Annotated in this window: 15 protein-coding genes; 7 read left to right on the top strand and 8 right to left on the bottom strand. The window is 44.5% G+C overall.

Features of this window, described 5'->3' with window-relative positions:
• Nucleotides 1-69: 69 nt before the first annotated feature.
• From CWC03_RS04550 to CWC03_RS04535, 4 genes are all read right to left on the bottom strand, one after another.
• Complete coding sequence (locus CWC03_RS04550; RefSeq protein ID WP_138580755.1) at nt 70-1,260, bottom strand: amino acid aminotransferase; 1,191 nt, start codon at nt 1,258-1,260, stop codon at nt 70-72.
• A 179-nt stretch (nt 1,261-1,439) separates the two neighbouring features.
• Nucleotides 1,440-2,105, bottom strand: coding sequence for a GAF domain-containing protein (locus CWC03_RS04545; protein ID WP_138580754.1), 666 nt, complete (start codon nt 2,103-2,105; stop codon nt 1,440-1,442).
• 127 nt (nt 2,106-2,232) lie between these two features.
• The gene (locus tag CWC03_RS04540; RefSeq protein WP_138580753.1) at nt 2,233-3,891 is read right to left on the bottom strand and encodes a fused response regulator/phosphatase; all 1,659 of its coding nucleotides are present in this window, start codon (nt 3,889-3,891) and stop codon (nt 2,233-2,235) included.
• A 21-nt stretch (nt 3,892-3,912) separates the two neighbouring features.
• On the bottom strand, nt 3,913-4,218 hold the full coding sequence (locus tag CWC03_RS04535) for an STAS domain-containing protein (RefSeq protein WP_010371095.1): 306 nt from the start codon (nt 4,216-4,218) through the stop codon (nt 3,913-3,915).
• A gap of 143 nt (nt 4,219-4,361) precedes the next feature.
• On the opposite strand from CWC03_RS04535, the gene CWC03_RS04530 reads away from it, so the two are divergent.
• Nucleotides 4,362-4,691 (top strand): SUI1 family translation initiation factor, encoded by a 330-nt coding sequence (locus tag CWC03_RS04530; RefSeq protein WP_138580752.1) that lies wholly within the window; start codon nt 4,362-4,364, stop codon nt 4,689-4,691.
• Nucleotides 4,692-4,733: 42 nt separating this feature from the next.
• On the opposite strand, the gene CWC03_RS04525 is transcribed toward CWC03_RS04530, so the two are convergent.
• Nucleotides 4,734-7,697, bottom strand: a complete 2,964-nt coding sequence (locus tag CWC03_RS04525) for a bifunctional diguanylate cyclase/phosphodiesterase (RefSeq protein WP_138580751.1) — start codon at nt 7,695-7,697, stop codon at nt 4,734-4,736.
• Between the two features lie 370 nt (nt 7,698-8,067).
• Between CWC03_RS04525 and pheA the strand changes: the two genes are divergently transcribed.
• On the top strand, nt 8,068-9,222 hold the full coding sequence (pheA, locus tag CWC03_RS04520) for a prephenate dehydratase (protein WP_138580750.1): 1,155 nt from the start codon (nt 8,068-8,070) through the stop codon (nt 9,220-9,222).
• Nucleotides 9,223-9,315: 93 nt separating this feature from the next.
• Here pheA and CWC03_RS04515 read toward each other — a convergent pair whose 3' ends face one another.
• Together CWC03_RS04515 and CWC03_RS04510 are read right to left on the bottom strand one after the other, a co-directional pair.
• On the bottom strand, nt 9,316-12,156 hold the full coding sequence (locus tag CWC03_RS04515; protein ID WP_138580749.1) for a discoidin domain-containing protein: 2,841 nt from the start codon (nt 12,154-12,156) through the stop codon (nt 9,316-9,318).
• Between the two features lie 144 nt (nt 12,157-12,300).
• Nucleotides 12,301-15,285, bottom strand: a complete 2,985-nt coding sequence (locus CWC03_RS04510) for a TonB-dependent receptor (protein WP_138580748.1) — start codon at nt 15,283-15,285, stop codon at nt 12,301-12,303.
• 384 nt (nt 15,286-15,669) lie between these two features.
• Here CWC03_RS04510 and CWC03_RS04505 point away from each other — a divergent pair, with 384 nt between their 5' ends.
• Entirely contained in the window at nt 15,670-16,416 is a 747-nt protein-coding gene (locus tag CWC03_RS04505) for a copper homeostasis protein CutC (RefSeq protein ID WP_138580747.1), read from the top strand.
• Nucleotides 16,413-17,273 carry a glucosamine kinase nucleotide-binding domain-containing protein gene (locus CWC03_RS04500; RefSeq protein ID WP_138580746.1) on the top strand — a complete coding sequence of 287 codons (861 nt, stop codon included), beginning with the start codon at nt 16,413-16,415 and terminating at the stop codon, nt 17,271-17,273. Before CWC03_RS04505 ends, CWC03_RS04500 begins: the two co-directional genes overlap by 4 nt.
• On the opposite strand, the gene CWC03_RS04495 is transcribed toward CWC03_RS04500, so the two are convergent.
• Entirely contained in the window at nt 17,253-17,987 is a 735-nt protein-coding gene (locus tag CWC03_RS04495; RefSeq protein WP_138580745.1) for an AraC family transcriptional regulator, read from the bottom strand. The two genes, CWC03_RS04500 and CWC03_RS04495, sit on opposite strands and share 21 nt — an antisense overlap.
• Before the next feature lie 157 nt (nt 17,988-18,144).
• On the opposite strand from CWC03_RS04495, the gene CWC03_RS04490 reads away from it, so the two are divergent.
• Genes CWC03_RS04490 through CWC03_RS04480 form a run of 3 tightly spaced genes read left to right on the top strand, consistent with a single transcriptional unit; the run spans nt 18,145 to nt 21,600 of the window.
• Nucleotides 18,145-19,305 (top strand): Gfo/Idh/MocA family protein, encoded by a 1,161-nt coding sequence (locus CWC03_RS04490; protein ID WP_138580744.1) that lies wholly within the window; start codon nt 18,145-18,147, stop codon nt 19,303-19,305.
• Nucleotides 19,306-19,312: 7 nt separating this feature from the next.
• Nucleotides 19,313-20,368, top strand: a complete 1,056-nt coding sequence (locus CWC03_RS04485; protein ID WP_138580743.1) for a sugar phosphate isomerase/epimerase family protein — start codon at nt 19,313-19,315, stop codon at nt 20,366-20,368.
• A gap of 14 nt (nt 20,369-20,382) precedes the next feature.
• Nucleotides 20,383-21,600 (top strand): MFS transporter, encoded by a 1,218-nt coding sequence (locus CWC03_RS04480; RefSeq protein WP_138580742.1) that lies wholly within the window; start codon nt 20,383-20,385, stop codon nt 21,598-21,600.
• The last annotated feature ends 186 nt before the right edge of the window (nt 21,601-21,786 follow it).

Here is a 21,786-nt window from a genome sequence, read left to right as displayed (position 1 = left end):
GTGGTTTAGGGCCGAAAATAAAAAACCGCATGTTTTGCGGTTTTTTATATTGTTCTGTGTAGCCTGGTATTATTTAATCACGCTTGCCACTGCGTCAGCAAAGTAATCAATATTGTCTTTGCTTACGCCAGCTACGTTAACGCGGCTAGAGCCTACCATATAGATAGCATATTCAGTGCGTAGTCTGTCAATTTGCTCTTTATTAATACCTAAGAAAGAGAACATACCGTGCTGACGGTCAATGAACGAGAAGTCTTGCTCAACACCTTTTGCAGCTAGGCTTTCTTTGATCAACGTACGTAGACCATTGATACGACCGCGCATTTCGTCAAGTTCGTCGTACCACATTTGCGTAAGTTCAGTACTGCTTAGAATGGTATTTACAATATCAGCACCGTGTGCTGGCGGCATTGAATAAATACTACGCACAACGCTAAGTAATACTGAGTTTGAGACATCAGCAGTTGCACTGTCTTTTGCAATGATTGAGCACGCACCGATACGTTCGCGATAAAGACCAAAGTTCTTAGAACAAGACGAACAGATGATCATTTCATCAACCGTATCTGCAACTGTTCTAAGGCCTTGTGCATCTTCTTCAAGGCTAGTACCAAAACCTTGGTATGCAATATCAATTAATGGCGTAAAACCTTGCTCTTTCGCAAGTTCAGCAACTACTTTCCATTGCGCTTGATTTAAGTCCATTCCACTTGGGTTATGACAACATGCGTGAAGTAGTACTACATCACCCTTAGGTACTTGCTTCAGCGCATTGATCATCTCATCAAACAACAACCCTTTGTTTTCGTAGTCGTAGTAAGGATACTCTTTAACTGTTAGACCAGCTGCTTCAAATAGGCTGATGTGGTTTGCCCAAGTTGGAGTCGTAACCCAAACAGTTGCATTGGTGTTGCAACGTTTAATAAATTCGGCAGCAACACGTAATGCGCCAGTACCACCAGGTGCTTGCGCCGTACGTACGCGATTTGCCAATAATGTACTATGCTCTCCAAGTAACAGTGTTTCCATCTTTTGACAGAAGTCTAAGTTACCAGCCAAACCAATATAAGATTTTGTCGTTTCGTTTTCTAAACGAAACGCTTCCGCTTTTTTAACCGCTCTAAGTACCGGCGTGTTTCCCTGCTCGTCCTTATAAACACCTACACCAAGGTCAATTTTTTTTGGGTTAGTGTCCTGTTTATAAGCGGCCATCAGGCCTAAAATAGGATCTGTTGGAAGTGGTTTTAGCTCTGAGAACATGGCTTATCTCTTTTATTTTAATTAATGCAAACTCGAGCGGCTGACGCCCGATTCCAGTAGACTTGATGGTAACATAGAGACTTGCATCTCAGTTACCATATTTATCTAGAATTTTATTCATTTTTGTAAACTTGGCAGCACCACAAAGGCGTCAAGTTTACAGCCGGACATTCCGATAATTACTTGGGTAAATAGTCAGGGATTCTCGTACATGCCGCAGCAAGCAATGCTAAAATTTCTTCGTTGAAAAATGACTCAGAAAACGCTTCTGCATCAATAATGCCAATACAATTTTGTGCATCATCGAATAATGGCATACAGGTTTCTGCTTTCACCTTTGGATCGCAAGTGTAGTACTCTCCACCACTGGCGACATAATGAGGAATGTCATTAATCACCCGAGCTTTAGCGCTCAATACCGTTTGGATATTATTTGAGGTCGCGGCAAAAGCCTCCGTTATTGGAAATAGCGGTCTACTCGGCGCGCCAGAGTACGCTAATTTGAGAAGTTGTTTCCCTTCATTTGTCGCTCTTGCTTGGTATATGCCAAACCAATCAACAGCTGTAAATTCAACTATCGCTGACACTATCGTTTGCAGCTTGGCAAGCAATTGCTCATTCACTGTGTTCTTTTCAACGTGGTCACTTAATAAAAAAGGCGCTTCCTGAAGGTGCCCAAACAAGCTGCAAGCGCCTCCTTCCCCAAGCTCAGGGATCTGATATGACCACACTGCAGGGCTTGAGTTTTGCTCAATATAAGCATCTAGTTTTTCTAATTGCAGCAAAAGCAACTCGCGGGAGATAGATAATCCACTCAATGAAATATAATCTGACATTTTAGCCATCTAAACATCTAAAGTTAATGCAACTTTACCACGCTCTTTATACCTTGCCAACACTAAAAAACAGGTACATAGAACAATACAAGTAGATAACAAGCTAAAGCTGAAGTGAAACACGCTTGAGTGGAATTTAGACCGATTTAGAGGTGAGTGAATAAATCATTTCTACTTCATTTCCAGCACTGTTGTAGCTAACGCTTTGGGCAATTTCGTTAAGTAAGCTAACACCTCGACCGTGGCTATGCTCTTGCTGCGCTTTGTTACGCTCACTTGATTCAAAGCCATTACCTGAATCACAAATGTTGAAGTATAGTTTTAGCTCTTCAGGGCTGTAGCGCACTGAAATAATAATGAGCGCTTCTTTTAGCTCCTTCAAAACACTCTCTCGCAGACTATAGAACTCAAAAAAGCCATCTTCCTTATTTTTAATCTCAGAATCTAGCCCCAGCACTCCGTGGTCTAAAGAATTATTGTAGGCTTCTGAGAGTAGTAAGAAGATATTAGAGCGATGCGCTGAAATACCGTCAACCTCACTAAGCAAATCCACCAGCTCAAGTATCGGATCTGTACTTTTCATCTGCTTGGCATCTAAAGATAACGAAATATTAAACGGCAAACTTGAATAATGGTTAGGCGCAGAAACAATTGAATCGCTAGCAACGCAATTAATAATCGCGATACTTAAGTCATCTTGTTGCTCCGTATTGCCAGAAAACTCGCGAACTTCAGAGATAATTTGATCCGTGGAAATATGCTGTCTACTCGCCAGTAACCGCTTTAACCGTCGCTCGCCATACATTTCACCTCGCTCAGACTCAGATTCGATGATACCGTCAGTCGCCATTACGAGGCGTTGGTCGGGGCTGACTTCAAAATGCAGCAGATTACGTTCAAACTCATCGACTTCTAAAATGCCGAGTGCCATATGTTGGCTCTCTATGGTTTTAATAACGCTACCATTTTGGTCAATCAAATATAAATCTGGCAAACCGCCAAGCCAAGCAGAAACACTTTTCCCTGAGCTGCTCAATTCGATGATCGCTGCTGCGCAAAACATGTGGCCGGGTAATAACTCACTAAGGGCGGTATTGAGCTCAACGGCTATATCACTAACCGCCATCCCCTTTTGAACCATCGTATAGAAAATGCGCGATGCGGGAAGGGCGCCGACCGCAGCTGCTAAACCATGGCCTGTAAAATCACCAAGTAAACAATAAAAGCCACCCATCGGGCTCTTGGCCATTAAAAACATGTCGCCATTAAACATTGACGCAGGTGACAAGTGGTATTCACAAATCTCAGGATATTCAGATTGTTGTGCAAGCGCATTACTAAAGATGTGCTCAACAATCTCATGCTCTCGCTCTATCTGATTATAGTGATACTCCAGTTGGCGGCGTTGTTCGTTGCTTTGTTGGCTGAGCCTACGTGTCCTTGCATGCGCTTTGATTTTGGCTGATAGGATAACTTTATCAAACGGTTTATGAATAAAGTCATCGCCTCCTACAGCAAGACATTTTTCAAAGCTACCTTGATCTTCAAGTGCGGTGATAAAGATGATGGGAAGATATACATCGCCCGCATACTGCTTTATTTTGGGGGCAGTCTCAAAGCCATCCATAACCGGCATAACAACGTCTAGCAGCACGATGTCGATGTCCTGACTTTCGAGAATTTTTAATGCATCACGACCATTGTTCGCACAAAAAACAGTATAAAACTGCTGCTCGAGCATTGCTTTAAGCAGCTTGCAATTTAATACCTGATCGTCGACTACCAAGATATTCATGAGGGGCGAACCTACCGGCGATCAGTCAATATCAAACTTCTTGTCAAAACGAGAGATCTGGAGGATTTTTTTAAGTTGTGGACGACAATTACTAATTTGAATGCTAGAAACTGAGCTTCCTAGCGTTTTTTTCATATTTAACAACATACCCAAGGCGGAGCTATCCATATAGTCGGTTTCACGCAGGTCCACAACAACTTTTTCGGTTTGATCATTCACCTCCGCATACGCCTGACGAAATGATTGCACCAAATTAAAGTCGAACTTTCCCCTAATTTGAATAGTTAGTGTCTTGCCGTCAGCAGAAGCGTTTTTACTCAAGCTCATCATTAAGCTCCTAAATTATTTTGATTTGTTTCCCCTCACCAATTTAAATATAACGCTTAAAAATCATTTAGCAAAAAATAAAAAACATCTAATCTGCTTTTTGCTATGATCTCTGCAAAGAACCCGTAAGAGGACCAGAATCAATGTCAGAATCAAGACTTGTGTACTCCACAGATGTAGGCCGTATTGACACCAAAGAGCCAAAACGAGAAGTTCAAGGTAAAACTTTTAAAGACGGCGCTGTTCGTATCGAAAGACAAACTAAAGGGCGCAAAGGCAAGGGCGTTATGCTTGTCGTCGGCATCGATAGTGAACAGCATGATTTAAAGAAATTGGCAAAAACGCTCAAATCTAAAATGGGTCAAGGTGGCGCAGTTAAAGAAGGCGTTATTGAAATTCAAGGCGATGACCGAGAAAAGCTTAAGCAATTATTAGAAGGCCAAGGCTTCAAAGTGAAAATCGCAGGTGGTTAAGTGCTTACTATTTTTCAGCTCCAAACTTTTGGGGCTGAGCCGCTATACCGCTGGGGCAAACCTCAAAATTTCGGCTTCGCTTAGCGGCGGGCTGTAGTAATAACCTTGTACAATATAGCAGTTATTTTTCGCCAAGAACGTCATCTGAGCCTCTGTTTCGACCCCTTCAGCAATAACCTGCAAATTTAATTTTTGCGCCATTGCGATGATAGCCGCAGTGATTTCCATATCATTCGGATCTTCGGGGATATCCTTTACGAAGGAGCGGTCGATTTTAAGTATATCAACAGGGAAACGTTTAATATAACTCAAAGAGGAATAGCCTGTACCAAAGTCATCTATAGACAGTGAAACGCCAAGCGCTTTGATATCTCTAAGTTGTATGATTGCCGCTTCCACGTCTCCCATCAGCATACTCTCGGTAAGTTCAAGGTGTAGTAAAGTCGGCTCCATATCAGTTCTGTCAATAATATCTGACAGCGTGCTGATCAATTGTGCGTCTTTAAACTGTCTCGCAGAAAGGTTGATGGATATATTGGCAGTCTTGCCCGAGGCTTTTAAACGGCGAGAAAAATGACATGCTTCTTCTAACACCCATGCACCAAGCTCCACGATTAGACCTGTCGCTTCAGCAATTGGAATAAACTTGCTTGGTGGAATGGTTCCTTCACTTGGGTGGAACCAGCGAATAAGTGCTTCATAGCCCACAACCTCTCCACTTTCACTATTCACTTGTGGCTGATAGTGCAAGGTAAATTGTTGCGCTTTAATGGCTATGCGCAGCTCGTTTTCTATATGTAAGCGCTCGTTAGCGGCTTCGTCTAAATCTTGGCTATAGAAATGGTAAGTGTTCCGCCCTTTTGCTTTGGCCTGATACATTGCCAAATCAGCATGTTTAAGCAGTTGCTCTTCTTCTTTACTGTCAAATGGAGCCATGGTGATACCAATACTCGCACTGACGATCACTTCGTTATTCCCCAGCTTTATTGGTTCCGCGAGAGTCTTTTGAATGATATTGGCAACTTCCATGGCATTTTCTCGCTCATTGATGCCACTCAGTAACACCGCAAATTCATCCCCACCCAATCTGGCAATGGTATCTTCTGCACGGAGGCGCTTTTTCAATCTCGTCGCGACTTCTAGCAATAATCGGTCACCCGCGTCATGTCCTAAGGTATCATTAATACGTTTAAACTCATCTAAGTCAAAGTAAAATAAAGCAAAGGCGTAATGACCACGTTCGGCAAGCGCCATGGATTTACGTAACTGCATCCTGAAAAACGTTCTATTGGCAAGGCCTGTTAAGGTATCAAAATAAGCCAATTCTTCCATTTTACGCTGGCTTTCTTTTACAAACGAAATATCTTGAGCTGAGGCGACATAACTTGAAATTGCACCACCTTCTTCACGGATAGGTGACACACTCAAACTGACCCAAATAGGCGCTTCTTTATTACCCGCTAACATGGTATCCCCACGCCAATAATTGCGGCTGCGCAAGTCAATATCGATATCATCAATTAAAATTGCCATGTCTTTTGAAATAATACTCAAAAGCGGAGAGCCAATAAAATGCTGCTCATCATAGCCCGTCATTTCCTGCATTTTTGGGTTGACGTACTCGATTTGAAAATGTTCATTGGTCAATACAACGCCTGTACCAGAGAAAGCCACAGCTTTTGACAAACGATTTGCCGCCTTTTCTGCGATTTCTTTTTCTGTAATACGTTGATTTAGGCCATTTACAAGCTGTTTAATTTCAACACTCATGTCATTAAATGAAGCGTTCAATTGACCTATTTCATCATCGGTATGCGGCAACGTTGGTGTATCCCACTGCCCTCGGCCAAATCCTTTCACTGCTTTAACGAGCGCATTGATGCGTTTGAGTACTAATTGATATAAAACCTGATGCAGTAATATCGCGACAAAAATGGCATACAGAATAAACAAACCAAAGAACTTTACTTTGAGCTCTTCAATGGCCGAAATAGCTGACGCCCGCTTCTTATAGATCCCAATGTACCAATCTAAATTAGCAATATGGGTCACGTGCATAATATGCCAGTTGTCTTTGTACCTAAATTCATCTTGGATATTTGGCAGCTTAGTAATAAGTGCAGCTTGCACTATTTTACTTAAGTCTTCGGGTAGTTTGCTGTGATCTAACAACTGCCCAGTCGCAGCGGTGGTTTTAAACAGGCCTGGAGCCGCCAATAGTCGCCCCTGTTTATCAAAGACGATAAAGCCTTGCTGCTGATCGGATTTAGGTAATTTTTCGAGTAAGGTAGTCAACTCTATGTCGCTACCCGTTAACCCAAGGTATCTGTCATGTAAGTATAAAGGCACCAAAATACTGACCACCCACTTGTTCCAAACCCTATCAAAATATACGCCCGACCATACCGCTTCTCTCGTTGGGTTTTGTTCAGAATGTAAAACAGGCAAGTTATGAAGCTGATTATTTACCAGCCTCGGGTCTTTCGCTAATAGTGCATTAGGAGGCGCAACACGGACAAACCCGTCTTTTGTAGATAGGTAAAAATTAAAGAAATCTTGTAACAGTGGTGGCGCTAGAATATTCCAAAGCAATTCAGATTCAGAAAATAACTTTTGCACTGACTGCAATTTTAAATCACCAGTATACATAGCTGCGGAGAGGCCATTTTTGGCTGTACTCGCTAAGTTTTCGCCACGTTTCTCGACACTCGCATGTGCACCAGACAAATCTTGTAAGCCATAAAGTAAATGTTTGGAGACAACTGAATTGGCTTGTTCGGCCAAGTTGGCTTTAAGCTCGAGGTAGTTTGAGAACTGATTGCTCACCTGTGCACTAAAACGCTTGAGCTCATCATACTCTTCATAGATTAACTGCTTTTCTTCAGATTTTAGCATCAATGCCGCAGCAAAAACGCCCGCGATCAAACACACGGCCGAAATCAACATCGACAGCTTCACACTTAAAGAGCTTGCACCATATCTTGATGGGGGACGACGATTGCCCACAAGTTAACCTATTCTTTTATTTACAGTGGTGGTGTTGCCTGAATATACCAGAATATTTTTCGACTCGCCAATAAGTTACGTTTGATTAACGTACTTATCTCACCAAGATTGCACGCCTATCTGCCAGATAACTTAGGTTTTTACCCATTAGTCCAAAGTAGTACTTGTTTTTCCGTTTAGTTCTATGCTAATAATGTATTCACTTTCAAAGTAAGGTTTGAATAAATGAATTTCATCACACGCAACAGCAACACATATTTCTTTTTTAGCTTCTTTAGGTGAAGAGGCTTGACTGTTCGCGAGTGAAAAAGAATAGCTAAGCCTCCCAACTTCGGGAGGCTTTTTTTTGGCTAAATGGGAGTGAGGACCTATGACACAAAACACACTTGATGCCCTTAGGCATGACATCAATGAGATAGATTCAGAATTACTGATTTTACTGGCAAAGCGACGTCGCATTAGTCATGGCGTGCTGGAATATAAGATTGCCAACAACAAACCTATCCGTGATGAAGCACGTGAACAGGCACTGCTGGAGAAACTGATCCGATACGGTAAATCTCTGGGTCTTGATGCCTTTTATATAAACAGCGTTTTCCAAACTATCTTAGAAGACTCTGTATTAAACCAGCAAGCCATGCTGCAAAAGAACTTAAACCCCGATACCGTAGGTGATACTCATCGCGTTGCTTACCTTGGCGGGCAAGGGTCTTACAGCCAACTAGCATGCCATAAATATTTTAGCCGTCGTCCCGGAAAGCTTGTGGAAATGGGTTGCCAAAGCTTTGAGCAAATCACCGAGCAGGTAGAGAAAGGCCAAGCGGACTTTGGTATCTTACCTATTGAAAATACCAGTTCAGGCAGTATCAACGAAGTGTTCGATTTATTGCAACATGCGCAAGTATCCATTGTGGGCGAAGTAACGCATACCGTTGAGCATTGCCTCCTAGCTTTACCAGATACAGAATTACAAGCGATCGACAAAATTTATGCGCACCCTCAACCTTTTGCCCAGTGCAGCCGTTTTATTCAAGGTCTGGGGGATATTCAGCATGAAACTTGCGACTCGACCTCTAGTGCATTAAAGCAAGCAGCAGAGCACCCAAATAGTGCCGCGATTGGATCTGCACAGGCCGGTAAGAATATGGGCCTAGAAGTGGTGAAATCTGACCTTGCGAATCAGACCGAAAACCATAGCCGTTTTATTGTAGTAGCAAGAAAAGCACTTCAAGTGTCCACTCAAATCCCAACTAAAACCAGTTTAATTATGGCTACCAAACAGCAAGTAGGTTCACTTGCTGACGCGCTGATGGTATTTAAACAGCACAATATCAATATGGTTAAGTTAGAGTCACGCCCAGTACCTGGTAACCCTTGGGAAGAAGTCTTTTATGTAGATTTGCTTGCCAATATTGCAGACTCACAAGTCCAAGTGGCACTTGAAGAGTTAAAAGATCATACCCAGTTTGTACGCTTACTGGGCTGCTACCAGAGCGAGTCTTTGCAAGCCGTAGATGTGTTATAATAGATCATACTAAGTCACTCTCATTGAGAAAAATAAAAAGCCAGAGCGCAAATTGCATTCTGGCTTTTTTGGTTGAGATTTATTTAATTCAAGCTATTCGCCGCTAAGACCAAGGAGCTCAATTTCTGAGATCTGTACTAGGCCATCGTTATTCGCATTTTTGCTAATGTTTAGACGATAACTGCTATAGGCAAAAGCATTGGAGAAAGTAAATACTCTTCGTTGTAAGCGTTCATCCCAACTCTCACCTACCCAAACTGCGACTTCTGTCCACGTCTCACCGCCATCATTAGATCCCAGTAACTGGAAGTTTTCGGGATCGCGCTCTGGCGCATCATTGGCACTGGTGATAGCCAAACCACTCACAATCTGTGACGCAGTAAAATCAGCTTGGATCCAAGATGGTGATTCCTCTGTTGGCGGGCCTTGCCATTCATTATGATCTAGCCATTTTGTCTCGGTATCATTATCAAACGCTTTTTGTTCACTTTCCGCATCTCCAATACGATTACGCGCGGTAAAACTTGTTCCAGCCAAGTCAGACAAGTCTTCAAGTGCATACTGAGGTCCAGCGAGTTCAATTTCGGCTATTTGCACTAACCCATCATTATTCGCATTTTTACTGATAGACAAGCGATAATGTGTGTAAGCCAAGCCATTAGCAAACGCAAAGGCTCGACGTTCAAAACGCGATTCAAACGACTCCCCTACCCAAGTATTTAATACTTGCCATACTTCCCCATCGTGAGATGCCAAAAGTTGGAAGTTTTCAGGGTCACGCTCCGGCGCATCATTGGCACTGGTAATGTACAAAGTATTTACCGCCTGTGCCTGTGGCAAGCTAACTTGAACCCAAGCTGGATTTTCAACAGTAGGAGGCCCCTGCCAATCGTTGTGATCGAGCCACTTAGTTTCAACATTTTTATCAAATGCTTGCGCTGCGCTCTCTGAATCACTAATACTAAAACGCGCCGTGTAACTCGCACCTTGAACTTGTGCATGATCTAATCCAGAGATTTCTGGGCCGATTAATTCAATCTCAGCAAGCTGCATCAAACCATCATTATTTTTGTTCTTGGTTATCTCAAGGCGATAGCTTTGATATGGCAATTGATTCGCTACCGCAAAGCTTTGGCGCTCTCCTCTTGCTTCAAAAGATTCACCAACCCAATTACTCAACCGCTGCCATGTAACTCCGTTATCGTTAGAGCCAAATAAAGCAAAGTTCTCAGGATCTCGCTCTGGAGCATCATTGGCGCTCGTTATCGCAAGCTGATTAACCGCCACCGCCTCATTAAAATCTACTTGGACCCATGAAGGCGCTTCGACGGTAGGTGGGCCTTGCCAATCATTATGATCCAGCCACTTAGTGGTTGGGTCGTTATCAAATGCCTTATCTTGGTTTTCTGCCTCACCAATACTGTTGCTTGCCATGACCGCAAACGTCTCAGTATCTGTATGGTCAACGCTCGGATAAACCGGCCCAACAAATTGAATTTCTCCAATTTGCAGTAAACCATCGTTATTTTTGTTTTTTGTCACTGCAATTCGGTAGCTTGTATATTTTTGCGCATTACCAAATACAAAGCTTTGACGTTCAAAGCGCGCTTCAAACGACGCACCAACCACATTGCCCAAATTAATCCAACTCGCGCCCTCATCGTTAGAAGCTAATAACGAGAAGTTTTCTGGATCTCGCTCTGGGGCATCATTAGCGCTGGTAATGTAAACACCGCTAATTGCTTGTTGAGTGGGAAAATCCACTTGGATCCAAGATGGTGCTTCCTCTGTCGGTGGCCCCTGCCAATCATTGTGGTCAAGCCATTTAGTTTGCGGTTCGCCATCAAATGCTTTGTCTGCACTCTCGGCGTCACTAATCGCATTTCTTGCTGTAATAGTGGCACCTGATGTCACGACTTGCTGCATGGGTCCGGTGGATACCGGCTCATCAAATAGTGGTAGTGCTAAGTCCATAATACTATCGGCACTGAGACCAAGCCTTGAAGTTAATGGGTGAGCTTGCAGCGCGCTGTAGATTGGTAACCGAAATGCTTCAAGTGCAGCTTCATCACCGCCAAGTGCGGCGCTAAGATTGCTAGCAGAGTCGCTTAAGACACCTTGTAAGGAGCCTTGCTCGTCAAACTGTGCAAATGCAGCATTGAATAGGGAAAGCTTTTGCACACTCTCGGAAACATATGTCATCTCGCAACTTTGCTCACCAGAGTCAGAGGTTGTGCAAGTTTCCCCTAATTCAAAATTCGTTAATTGATCAGCGCTAACCACAGGTAACTCAAAAACATTAGTGTTCCCTGTTTGCCAGCCAAGAGCCCGAAGCAATAACTCAGACATCTGGGCTTTTGCCAGTGCCATTAATTCAGGAGTGGAGACATTACGCCCCTCGGCAATCTGCTGCTCCACCAGCATGGTTGCTAGTGTCGTCAAGGCGTTGATTTGTAAGGTAGCATCAGCACTACCATCGGCATTTGAACCAAACGGCACGGCAACATGACTTAGAGTAGCCAAAGTCACACCAGCAATGTAATCGCCACTTACCTGCTCCCCAATTCCTACTGAGCCACAGCGACTCGCGTCGCAGCGCATCTGCGAGCCTTCGCTCGTTGTGGCGGTCACTTTAATAGTAGAATTAATACCAAACCCGGCTTTACCCGTCAGCTCAATAAACAACTCCCCCGTTTGACTGGTTGCCGAATTCTCATCCATCATCATGCTAGAGCCATTGAGCGCCGTCACCGAAATGCGGGCTTGACTCAACGCGCCTTTTATCACTGAACCTGATACTTCTGCCGTCGTCACAGCGGGGGTAACTGGCACTTCTTCAACTTTTGGATCATCGCTCCCGCCGCCACATGCAGCCAATAAACTGCTAACGGCAATGAGCGGGATTGCATTTCTTATTTTATTTAACGTGTTCATATTTACCCCTTCTTACATATCAACCTACTTTTGAGACTAGGTTGATATAAACGCACCACAAGCAGGTGATAAGCCGTGATATTATTTCTCGTTGTGCTGACACGACTTCACCCTGTTTGCATCACTTTATGGTTATCGCCAAAGTTAAAATCGATAGGTGATCCCAGCATAGTAGCGCTGGCCGGTGTAACTGCTGCTGCGCAACCTCGCTTTAGAATCTTCACCATAAAAGGTTCTCGGTTCTTCTTTGGTTAAGTTGATCACAGACGCGGTTAGGATCAAGTTTTCCATCAAGTTATAAGAAGCGTTCACATCAACTTGTTGGTATGGTTCCTGATATACAGTTAGCCCGTCTGCAAGCCCCAGAGCGGTTTCTCCTCGGCGGTTATATGATGCCCTGACGCTGAAAGTGTCATTTTCGTAATAGGCGGAGAAGTTAAATTGATTATCGGCACTGCCGACAAGTGCAGACTCACCGACCTTTTCACCATCTACGCTAATGTCTGCCTGATTGGTATCGTTTAGGGTGTAGTTAACGTTGAGACCAAAGCCATTATCGAATGCATGTTGTGCAAACAGCTCTATTCCCCGAGAGGTTGCGTTTGTACCATTGGCGGTGGTGGTAAACGGCGTGACAGTAATATCACCCGGCGGCACAATTTCAACACCGGTAAAAGGGTTATTAAAGCCCTCAAATGGCCTTACTGAGGTAATGATCAAGGGCACGATAAAGTTATCTACGTCTTTGTTGAATACCGCAATGCCAACCGCAGATCCTTCGCCATAATAATACTCCGCAGATAAATCCATCTGTACCGATTCAAATGGCTTTAGGGCCTTGTTACCCCCTGAGCCACTCCATCCTGGCTCCACAGGGTTGCCCCTGAACTCGAGCCTGTCGTCTGCCCATTCTTGAGAGATAAAGGTTAACTGCTCGGGCGCCCCCATGTCGTTGAACGGAGCTCGAGACATCGTTTTGGCTATAGCACCTCGTATAACAAGATTGTCGCTGGCATCCCAAACAATATTGAAGCTAGGCAAAAATTGTGAGTCGGTTACGGTACGCACAGTGGTGGTTTCAACATCAATAAGGCGCTCATCACCTAAAATATCCTCTTCGGTGACATCATCAATGTCATCTAAAAAGTAGTTAATTTTATCCGATGACATAATCTGCGTTTCAGTCTCGACATAGCGTACCCCGATGTTTCCTCTAAAATCTCCAAAAGAAAAATCGGCCTGTAGATAGGCGGCCATGATCTCTTCTTCTATGTCGAACACAAAATCAGGCTCACGGCGCGTGTGCTTAACATATTCACTGGTCACGATTTCGCGGTATCTATCCCAATTGATCGTGGGCATGGTATTTACTTCAAAACCGCCTGGGATATTTTTTTCAGACGTTGCATTCAAAATATCTTCCAGTTTTGGCATACCACCAATCCACTGATAAGACACCTCATCAATGGCACCTTGACTGAATGGATCAAGCTCGCCACTGGCAATTCTGTCAGCCCCATCTTGAGTAATGAAGAAGGTGTTGTTGGTTTCGCGGTGTAGTGTCGCTTTACGATATTTAGCACCGACACGCAGCGTATCAACGATGCCGTACCCGACGCGATAATCAAGGTCTAACTGGGCATAGTCTTCTTCTAAGTTACTGACGACAAAGCTTGAACCTGTCGACCCCGGATCGGGATCGCCAGCAATACCAGCCTTAAGGTTAGACAGTAAAGCGGGATCGGCGTACAGCGACACTCTATCACCTAATCGCCATCCAGCAAATGAAGCGGCGTTTTCAACCTGTCCGGAATCACTACGACTCGCAGGTTGGCCGCTTTTATATGCCGCGCTCCAAGATTCTGAAGGGCCTCCGCTGGCTTCAGTGTGACCAAATTTACCGCGCAAATCATATAAGTCACCAGCATATTCAAAAGCAAAGTCGTAGGTATCCGAGGTATCTTTTTCTACCGTATAACTACCAATGATCCAAGGAAATTCAAGATTCCCTTCAGTGCCACCAGCGCCACTGGTAAAGTCCATGCCAGTCACAATCGTACCGGTTTCGTCTAGGGTAATACCGGTAAGATAATCTGGGTTGTACTTCCATTCTGGGATCCACATTTGTGACGTGGTGCGATTTTGCCCAAGCTCAAAATGAAAATGATTGAATGTTAAAGATAAATCATCTATTGGACGCCATTGAATGGTGGCTTGTAACCCCTGACGTTCACGTTTTTCTTTGGTTACCCCAACACCTGCAACTTGCGGTGCCCAAACACCATCATAAACGTTACCATAAGCATCTTCTAACGCTGCAAATCGACGTGTACTATCGGCAATCACATTGCCCGCCGTGTCCGTTGCTGGCAAGTCTGAACTTGTTGCCCAACGCCAACCGCCACCGCCCGACATATCACCGCCTAAAGAGCGGTTGGTGCGGTCTTGTTTGGTATAACCAACTAGCAAGCCAAAGGTTTCTTCTTCGTTCTTCCAAGAATAAACGCCGCTAAAATTAGGCTCGTACTCTTCAGTCACATCAGCGTAGGTATATTCAACATTCAACGCCCCAGAATTTGCCTCCATATCCAAAGGTTTACGGCTGTGTAGAATAACCGTTCCGCCGACCCCTCCTTCATCTAAACGCGCCTCAGAAGACTTAAACACTTCAACCGACTGTACCATGGTAGAAGGCAACAAAGAGTAACTAAAAGAGCGCGACGGCGAGCCCGGAGAAGAAGCGATAAAATTGCCGTTTAACTGCGTAAAAGTAAGATCAGAGGAAAGACCACGAATACTGACGTTTTCCCCTTCCCCGCCACTACGAGAAATCACCACACCGGGTACGCGTTGTAGTGAATCTGCCACATTTTTATCGGGAAACTTGCCAATATCTTCTGCTGTAATGGCATCCACAATCGCGTTTGATAAACGCTTAATCGCCAAGTTTTCGGCCATAGATGCGCGGATCCCGCGCACCTCAATCGTTTCGATTTCCTGCGCTTCCTCTTTTTCGGTTTCTTCAGCCATTGCCCAGTTAGTAGCTGATAACATAGCGAGGACCAGTGCAGACTTGCTAAATTGCCGTGACCTTCCTGTCACGTGGCGTCTGTTATTATTATTGGCCATTCCTATCTCCAAGTTTTTTATAATTTGTAAAGCCACGACGTCCCTTGCTGCTCCATGACGCATGACTTTGTGACGACCCTTTTTTGTTTCCCTATAGGGGTTAATAGTTTGTGAAACACTCGTTCAGAATAGGAGCGCTCTACAAAAAGTGATAATAAAATTTCGGTTTGCACTAAGACAAAATCGGCGTTTAGGTCAAAAAAAGATCCAATTTCAATTTCCTTGGTTTATAGTCTGATTAACATAAAAACTCATTATTAGTTTCTATATCAGGCAATTTAAAAACGTTCCAAAAATGTGTAACCAAATGTTTTTATTGAACTAATTAAATATTCAAAACCAAGCATTTTAAACTTTAAAATTATTCAACTTCAAGAGTGAAATATGAATTCGGCAAACTATTCAGGTAAAAACTTGGAAATATGCCTCAGCAGCGATAATCCTCATTTGTTGCAGCGAAATGCACAAATTGCTTTTGCATCTGGGGCAACAAGGATAGAACTCTGTGGTGTACTGAGTTGCGGTGGCTTGACGCCAAACCCCACAGCGATAGCGGCAGTCGCCCAGTATTTACCAAGCTTTGGCGAATGTGTTGTGATGTTACGCCAAGCACCGCATTTTTTTATTGATGACACCATGCTCTATCAGTTACAAAAAGGGATAGATGGCATTGCTTGCGCGGGCGCAACCGGTGTTGCGCTTGGTTTTATAGACGATAACCAAGAGATAGCGACTGACCATTGTCGAGCACTCATTGCCACGGCAAAATCCTTAGGCCTTTCTGTCACCTTTCATCGCGCCTTTGACGCCGCTGCAAATTGGCAGCAGGCAGCTGAGACGCTGCTAGAGCTAGGCGTTGAGCGGGTCTTAACCGCCGGCAATACATGGCAAAGTGGCAAAGGCGCAGTGTTTGGTACCAGTCAGTTCATTGCCTTACTGAAAAAACTCAATGCTGAAATCGAAGTTGTGATCGGTGGAGGGGTCAACACGAAAAACGCAGCGGATCTTTGGCTTTTAAGTGAATTTGGTCCACTCTCTCTACATACTCACTCTGGCGTGCACCATGGCGATGAAGTTTGCCCAAGGCTAGTTAATGCAATACTCACCGGATCAGAAAAGGCAATACAATGACAGCATCGAAGCTATTTTTAGGGATTGATGGTGGCGGTACGAAATGTAAAGTCCGCCTCGAGGATCAACATGGGCAGCTCCTTGCAGAGGCCACCAGCGGCCCTGCAAACATAGCAACATCAATACATCAGGCCCAAGAGTCAATGTTGAGCGCAACAATGACAGCGCTGACAAATGCAAAAATCCCCCATCACGATATTGCTAACATCAGTGCTTTTGCAGGACTTGCCGGCGCGAATGTCACGACGGCTTGTGAGGCGATGCTGCAATGGCGTTCCCCTTTTGCACGTTTTCAATTTTCAACCGATGCACACATAGCTTGCCTTGGTGCGCATCAACACGAAGATGGCGGTGTAATAATTCTTGGCACCGGATTTTGCGCGGGTCTGGTGACGCATGGACAATTTAGGGAGTTCGGTGGCCACGGATTATTACTCAGTGATGGTGCAAGTGGCAGTTGGATCGGTTTGAGTTTAGTGAAGCATGCCATCGAGGTGCTTGATACACTGTCCCCTAGCAGTCTGATGATTGAGTCGTTTTTGACTGCCATGAATTGCCACAGTACCGAGCAGTTAGTCAAACTCACGCTAAACGCCACTCCACAGTATTTTGCCCAGTTTGCTCAACATGTTTTTGCCACGCCAAACGATCCCTATGCCGAGCAGATCTTAAGTACCGCGGCACGATTTATAGAGCGTTATGTCCGTCATTTGCAGAGCTTAGGGGCACAGAAAGTCGCGCTAGTCGGGGGCATTGCTATGCCTATACGTCCCTGGTTAGCTGCCGAGTACGCAGATACGCTGGTGACACCGGCACTACCACCAGAAGTCGCAGCGTTAACGCTCGCTCGACGTTAACTCTTTACGTAATTGCGACGGGATTTCACCAAATAAACGACGAAACTGCTTGCTAAAATAACTTGGCTCTGAAAAGCCACACTGATAAGCGACTTGTGATACTGGTAAGCGTGTTTCGACCAATAATTTACGGGCATTTTCCAATCTTACTTCGTTGATAAATTGATTGGGAGTTTTGGCTAAATGTTTTTTAAATCTGCGCTCCAGTGCGCTTACTGAAAGGTGAGCAAGTTCCGCCAATTCTTCGATACAAATATGACGATGGTAATGCGCCCGAATAAATTCAACGGGCGCTTCAATGGCTCTTACGTGAGACAACGCCTTTGACGTTTTCGCTAGATGTCGCGTAACACCATAGGTGCCCATAATCGCATTTTCGTCATCAAGTAACACTTTTTTTGACGTGGAAAACCACGCCAATTCCCCATTTGTGGTTTGGTTGAGTTCTAATCTATCCGTCACGATAAAGCCTTCCATCACTCGTTTATCATCGTTAACGTATTGGAATGCCAAGTGTTGCGGTGAAAAATCAAAATCGGTTTTCAATAAGATTTGATCTAGGGTTTTATAGCCCTGATGTTCAACAAAGTGTTGGTTCGCATGCACTATTCTACTTTTTGTGTCTTTGACCCAAAAGAGGATGTCTGGGATCAGGTCAAATGCTGCAATCAATTGATTTACCCCAGCTTTATTCAATATTGTTTGCTCTTCCATTGCCCTAATTACCGCCTTTTTATAATTATAATAATTTATTTTAAACGCCGATTTTGTTGCATTGTCAACCGAATTTTTATTATCACTTTGGCGCCACTGTTACCTATTATCAATAACATCAGATTAACTTACCTCGATAACTCGACGGAGCTAAACGATGGATAATAACAAAATCCGCATGGCCATGATCGGTGGTGGAGAAGGCGCTTTCATAGGTGCAGTGCACCGCATAGCTGCGCGTTTAGATGGTCAAATTGAACTTGTTGCAGGCGCATTTAGCGCCGATCCAAACAAAAGCCTAGCAATGGGCCAGCAACTCGGGCTTAACCCATCACGTTGCTATGCCAACTACCAAGCACTCTTACAACAAGAGGCGGAACTACCAGAGTCGGAGCGCATCCACTTTGTTGCCATCGTGACCCCAAACCATTTGCATTTTCCGATTGCTACAGCCGCTATCGAACACGGCTTTCATGTCTTGAGTGATAAGCCTGCAACGCTCAATTTATCTGAAGCTCTTCGTCTACAAACACAGCTTCAAAAGAGCAATTGCTTGTACGGATTAACACACACCTATACTGGCTACCCGATGGTGAAAGAAGCACGCCACCGCATCGCAAATGGCGAACTTGGCAAAATACGCAAAGTCGTCGTTGAATACAGTCAAGGATGGCTTGCAAGCACTGATGACGAAAACAGCAAGCAAGCCAGCTGGCGACTAGATGCAAGTAAGTCTGGCGTGAGTTGTTGTATGGGCGATATCGGCGTACACGCAGCGAACCTCGCCGAATATGTGAGTGGCTTGGAGATAGAGGCGCTTTGTGCGGATTTAAACACGGTTGTGTCCGGCCGACAGCTCGACGATGACGGCACAGTATTACTGCGCTTTGGTAACGGTGCTAAGGGCATGTTGATGGCAAGCCAAATAGCACTTGGCGAAGAAAATAATCTCACCTTAAAAATCTATGGTGACAAAGCTAGTATCGAATGGTCGCAAATGGAGCCTAATAGTTTGTGGTTACGCGAGGCAAATGCTCCAGCTCAGTTGCTCCGCACAGGAGTGGGTTCACTTAGCCAAGCAGCCATTAGCGCAACTCGTGTGCCAGCCGGTCACCCTGAGGGATATCTGGAAGCATTTGCAAATATCTACCTTAACTTCGCCAGCCTTATTCGTGCGCATCAGCAACAACCCGATGTGCAGCACGAAGAATTTGACGTGCCAAGTATTAACGCTGCAGTCCGTGGCATGGCATTTATTGAAAACGCGGTCGCAGCTAGTGCAAAAGACACTAAGTGGCACCCCTTTACCATTGGATAAAATAAGAATGAAGCAAATTAAAGGACCCGCTATTTTTCTCGCGCAGTTTGTCTCGGACGAGGCGCCATTTAACAATTTTAATAGTATTTGCCAGTGGGCAAGTAACCTAGGTTATAAAGGTATTCAGCTACCAAGTTGGGAACAGCGACTGTTCGATCTGCAAAAAGCCGCTGAAAGCCAAGATTATTGCGACGAGATCACTGGTATTGCCGCAGAGCATGGCCTTACTATTTCAGAGCTATCAACCCATTTGCAGGGTCAATTAGTGGCGGTGCATCCAGCTTATGACCAAATGTTTGACGGTTTTGCACCAGCAAAAGTGCATGGCTCGCCTCAGGCTCGAATGGAGTGGGCCACAGAGCAACTAATGCTAGCAGCCAGTGCCAGCGCTAAGCTTGGGCTAATCAGTCACGCAAGCTTTTCTGGCGCCTTGCTCTGGCATACCTTTTACCCCTGGCCACAACGTCCAAATGGCTTAGTGGAACAAGGGTTTGAGGAGCTCGCAAAACGCTGGTTGCCTATTTTAAACCGCTTTGACGAGGTTGGAGTCGATGTGTGCTATGAGCTTCATCCTGGTGAAGATCTACACGATGGCGTGACTTTTGAACGCTTTTTAGCGGCGACGAATAATCACCCGCGAGCCAATATTCTTTACGATCCAAGTCACTTTGTCTTACAGCAATTGGACTACTTAGCGTTTATCGACATCTATCATGAACGTATCAAAGCGTTCCATGTAAAAGATGCCGAATTTATCCCCAATGGCCGCTGCGGTGTTTACGGCGGATACCAAGGATGGCAACAACGGCCAGGACGGTTCCGTTCATTAGGTGACGGACAGGTCGACTTTAAGAAAATATTTAGTAAGTTAACACAGTACGGTTTTGATGGTTGGGCTGTATTGGAATGGGAATGCTGTATTAAGCACCCTGAAGATGGGGCCAAAGAAGGTGCTGAATTTATCAAACAGCACTTGATAAGACCAACCGAAAAAGCCTTCGATGATTTTGCAGGAAGTAGCACCGATACCGAACGCAATAATCAAATCCTCGGCATAAAATAAACAGGACTACGACCATGAATAATAATAATCATAATCGGACCGTGTTTCAGCTCTGTTGCCTTGCACTGGTCGTCACATCAATGACGTTCGCTATTCGCGCAGGCATTTTGGGGCAATTAGGTGAGCAGTTTGGACTCTCAGATACAGAACTTGGTTGGGTTAACGCCATGGCATTTCTGGGCTTTCCCGTCGCAACCATGTTAGGTGGCGCAATCTACAACGCCATTGGCGCCAAAAAGTTAGTTGCCCTCGCCTTTATTTGCCACTTTGCTGGGTTGGTTTTAACCATTACCGCTGATGGTTTTTGGTTACTGCTGATCTCGACGTTTTTAATCGGCTTTGCGAATGGTTCAGTAGAAGCTGGCTGTAATCCACTGATTGCCGAAATGTATCCAAAAAACACCACGACTATGCTTAACCGATTCCATGTCTGGTTTCCAGGCGGCATTGTGATTGGTGCTCTGGCATCGAATGCCATGACTGCATCGGGCTTTAATTGGCAATGGCAAGTTGCTTTGATATTAATTCCAACGCTGATTTACGGTGCGATGATGATCAAGTCACAGTTTCCTGAATTTGACCGCACTGTTCATTCCACCACCAGCAATCTCAAGCACCTGTTTTCTCCGCTCTACCTATTTTTAATTTGCTGTATGACCTTAACAGCAACAACTGAACTTGGTACGCAGCAGTGGATTGAACGCATACTGGGAGCGTCAGGCGCCTCTCCTATGATGATCCTTGCACTGATCACAGGCTTGATGGCATTAGGTCGCTTCTTTGCCGGCCCAATAGTCCATCGCTTTAACCCAACAGGTGTGTTACTCGGCTCTGCAGTATTAGCAACCGCGGGGATTTTCATGATGAGCCAAGCACAAGGGTCAGCAATCTACTTGGCCGCAATATTATTTGCCTTGGGTGTCACTTATTTTTGGCCAACCATGCTGGGCTGCGTTGCTGAATACACCCCAAAAACAGGCGCACTTGGTATGTCTTTAATGGGCGGCGCGGGGATGTTTGCTGTCAGCATGTGGAATCCAGTAATTGGTAGTTGGATTGATTCAGCACGACTCGAAGCCCAAGCAGCAAACTTAACTGCGCAGCAATCAGAACTAGTTGCAGGTCAAGCGGTGCTTGAAAATATCCTGTTATTCCCAGCTATTCTCATTGCCGCTTTTATCGGCCTTTACCTTTATATCAATAAAAATAAACGCGTTGAGAAATACGCGTAATACCAATTCGCTTAATTAAGTGATCTATTTTGAGGCGAGAAAATCTTGTCGATAACAAGGCGAAAATATTGCTATTTAGTTGTTCTAAATGAGAAATTTTTAACGAAGCTAATATGCTATTTCACCCTTCAAATTGATTAGAGAATTAATTCAATTGGTATTAAAGGCTCTTTAGTGCTCCTACGC

The organism is Pseudoalteromonas sp. S2755 (genome assembly GCF_005886535.1).
GTDB lineage: Bacteria > Pseudomonadota > Gammaproteobacteria > Enterobacterales > Alteromonadaceae > Pseudoalteromonas.
Note: the sequence above shows the minus strand (reverse complement) of the source record. Positions and strands in the feature narration are given on the sequence as shown.

Coding starts and splice junctions, on each gene's coding strand:
- CWC03_RS04550 (WP_138580755.1), bottom strand. CDS start 1,260: ATGTTCTCAGAGCTAAAACCACTTCCAACAGATCCTATTTTAGGCCTG.
- CWC03_RS04545 (WP_138580754.1), bottom strand. CDS start 2,105: ATGGCTAAAATGTCAGATTATATTTCATTGAGTGGATTATCTATCTCC.
- CWC03_RS04540 (WP_138580753.1), bottom strand. CDS start 3,891: ATGAATATCTTGGTAGTCGACGATCAGGTATTAAATTGCAAGCTGCTT.
- CWC03_RS04535 (WP_010371095.1), bottom strand. CDS start 4,218: ATGAGCTTGAGTAAAAACGCTTCTGCTGACGGCAAGACACTAACTATT.
- CWC03_RS04530 (WP_138580752.1), top strand. CDS start 4,362: ATGTCAGAATCAAGACTTGTGTACTCCACAGATGTAGGCCGTATTGAC.
- pheA (WP_138580750.1), top strand. CDS start 8,068: ATGACACAAAACACACTTGATGCCCTTAGGCATGACATCAATGAGATA.
- CWC03_RS04515 (WP_138580749.1), bottom strand. CDS start 12,156: ATGAACACGTTAAATAAAATAAGAAATGCAATCCCGCTCATTGCCGTT.
- CWC03_RS04510 (WP_138580748.1), bottom strand. CDS start 15,285: ATGGCCAATAATAATAACAGACGCCACGTGACAGGAAGGTCACGGCAA.
- CWC03_RS04505 (WP_138580747.1), top strand. CDS start 15,670: ATGAATTCGGCAAACTATTCAGGTAAAAACTTGGAAATATGCCTCAGC.
- CWC03_RS04500 (WP_138580746.1), top strand. CDS start 16,413: ATGACAGCATCGAAGCTATTTTTAGGGATTGATGGTGGCGGTACGAAA.
- CWC03_RS04495 (WP_138580745.1), bottom strand. CDS start 17,987: ATGGAAGAGCAAACAATATTGAATAAAGCTGGGGTAAATCAATTGATT.
- CWC03_RS04490 (WP_138580744.1), top strand. CDS start 18,145: ATGGATAATAACAAAATCCGCATGGCCATGATCGGTGGTGGAGAAGGC.
- CWC03_RS04485 (WP_138580743.1), top strand. CDS start 19,313: ATGAAGCAAATTAAAGGACCCGCTATTTTTCTCGCGCAGTTTGTCTCG.
- CWC03_RS04480 (WP_138580742.1), top strand. CDS start 20,383: ATGAATAATAATAATCATAATCGGACCGTGTTTCAGCTCTGTTGCCTT.